This is a genomic window from Clostridium sp. (assembly GCF_036642255.1).
Taxonomy (GTDB): Bacteria; Bacillota; Clostridia; order Clostridiales; family Clostridiaceae; genus Clostridium_J.
This window is the reverse complement of the sequence record NZ_JAVWDJ010000085.1, coordinates 4,517-6,825: the sequence shown is the minus strand read 5'-3', so window position 1 is coordinate 6,825 and position 2,309 is coordinate 4,517. Positions and strand designations below refer to the sequence as shown.

At 31.2% G+C, this 2,309-nt stretch carries 2 protein-coding genes; both read right to left on the bottom strand.

Annotation, left to right across the window (positions count from 1 at the left end; all coding sequences use genetic code 11):
• On the bottom strand, nt 1–947 hold a 947-nt coding region (locus RR409_RS20460), incomplete at its 3' end, for a PHP domain-containing protein (protein WP_332559627.1).
• Nucleotides 948–1,038: 91 nt separating this feature from the next.
• The gene (locus RR409_RS20455; RefSeq protein ID WP_332559628.1) at nt 1,039–2,142 is read right to left on the bottom strand and encodes an ATP-binding domain-containing protein; all 1,104 of its coding nucleotides are present in this window, start codon (nt 2,140–2,142) and stop codon (nt 1,039–1,041) included.
• Nucleotides 2,143–2,309: the final 167 nt, after the last annotated feature.

Genomic DNA, 2,309 nt, shown 5'->3' with positions numbered 1-2,309 from the left:
TCTATTTTTACATAAGGAATTACTTGCGGCTTGAATAAATCATAAGTTGTAATTTTACTTTTTATTTCATTTGTATTATCTATCATTTGTTGAAATTCACTTTCAGTAAATTGAACCTTTAAATATTCATAAACTTCCGCAGAAGACATCATATATGAAGTAGCATAAAAATCATCAACTTCTCTCTCTGCTTCTTTTGAGTTTAAATATGCTTTATGCACTTCTCTATCTTCTTGCCTTAAGTAGTGAGAATCTGTAGAAAAAACTAATTTAACTCCAAGAGCATTAGCAATATCTTTCACCCTATTATTATATTCTATTTGTTCACTATAAATTCCTGGTTGAACTTCTATATAATAATCCTCTTGAAACAAATCTTTGCAATACTTGATTAATTGTACTATTTTACTCTTAATCTCATTTATTTCTTCAGCCGATGTTCCTTCTTTTTCTTTCTTTATTAACAATAGAGTTAGTTGAGAAAGTTCAGAACCTAAACAGGCACTAGAAGCTATTAAACTTCCTGGGAATTTTTTAACTATTTCAGATAATTGAGACTTGGTAATTGGAACTCTTAGCATACCTCTATCTGTATAAGAGTTACTCCATGCTGTTGAACTTATCTCTCTCAATGCTCTGTGTCCAATCTGGTCTTTTGCTACAAGTATAAAATGAGAATATCCTAATGGTGGTTTATTTCCTAATTCATCTATTAAGTATATTTCATCTCCTAATCCAAGAGTGAAATTATCTCTAACATCTTTTGGTAAACTACTATAGTATCTAATGGCTTCAACATGTGAAGAAAGCACCTCATGATCTGTGATGCAAACTCCACTTAAGCCTAACTCAATTGCTCTGTCTATTAAATCTTTTACTTTGTTTATACTGTCCAAAAGACGAATTGAACTGTATTCTGTGTGGTTGTGAATTGAAAAATATGACATATTAATTTTCCTCCTTTAGGTATTAATTAATTCCTATATGGTTTCTGAGCCAATGAAATTAATTACTTACTTCTATACATTTTAATTAATTCTACAATACAATTACAATTTTACTTGATGCTCTTGTAATTCCAGTATATAGTGCCTTTTGATAATCCTCATTGGTCATACTCCTGAAACGCTCTGTAAATAGCAGAACATTGTTATACTCACTTCCCTGAGATTTATGGGTCGTAATACAATATCCATAATCAAACTCTTTTGGAAATGGAACTTTTTTTCCATTTTGATATATAGGCTTTGCATCTCTGGCAAAAGTAGGATTACCTTCAGTGATTAACTTGTAATCAATTGATAAATCCTTCATCATTCCTAAATTGTCATTATCATTAATGAAATCTGGGGTAAAATCAATCATCATTGGTTTTCCTAAAACTCCTTGGTCTTTACCAAACTCTACATTGCTTAAAGTCCCTATCATTCCATTTATTAGTGGATCTCCATATTCATTTAGTTCATTCCAATAATTCTTTAGGCATATAATCTTGTCTCCTTCTTGTGGTTCTGCACCATATCCAAGCAACTCCCTCATTTGAGCGTTGATTTTTCGTCTTGTTGCATTTGTTCCACATATGATTTGATCTGCCCACGTATACATACCACTAACCAATTGATGCTTTTCTATTATTTTAACCTCTTTCCCATCATAAGGTTTTAGTGGCACACCATTTCTAACATCCATAGAGATTTTAATAATTTCTGAATCTAAAGCCTGTCTCATTACTTCTGTTAAGAAAACATGAGGCTTATCCAATATACCATTCTCTTCATACAACGCTGGTAGTTGGAATGGATCTCCCAGTGCTATTATATGAACTCCATACTTTAAAGCATGATTCCAAATACTAGTAGGTATCATTGATACTTCATCAAATATAAGTATTTCATATGGCTCACTTAACTCTTCTTTAGGTATGTGTGAAAAAGTACCATCTTTGTTTTTAAATGTTTTATACAATAGCCTGTGAAGTGTCATTGCTTCTTCGTGCCCTTTTCTTTGTAACACTAGTGAAGCTTTACCTGTATAACATGCATATCCTATTTTAGATGGATCAATCTTTAATTCAGTTAGTAAATATTTTATTAGAGTAGACTTTCCTGTACCAACTAGGCGTACCCCGCAATGGTCGTATATTTTTCACCGTTTAAATACCTTCTTTTTGCTATGGCAATTCCCTCAATTTGTGCGTTTGTTAATTTTATCATTTTACATCACTCCTCTTATATTAATATTATATCATATTTTTAAACAAAAATCAAATAAGACCAGTTTAAACTGGTCTTATATTTTTTATTGCTTTT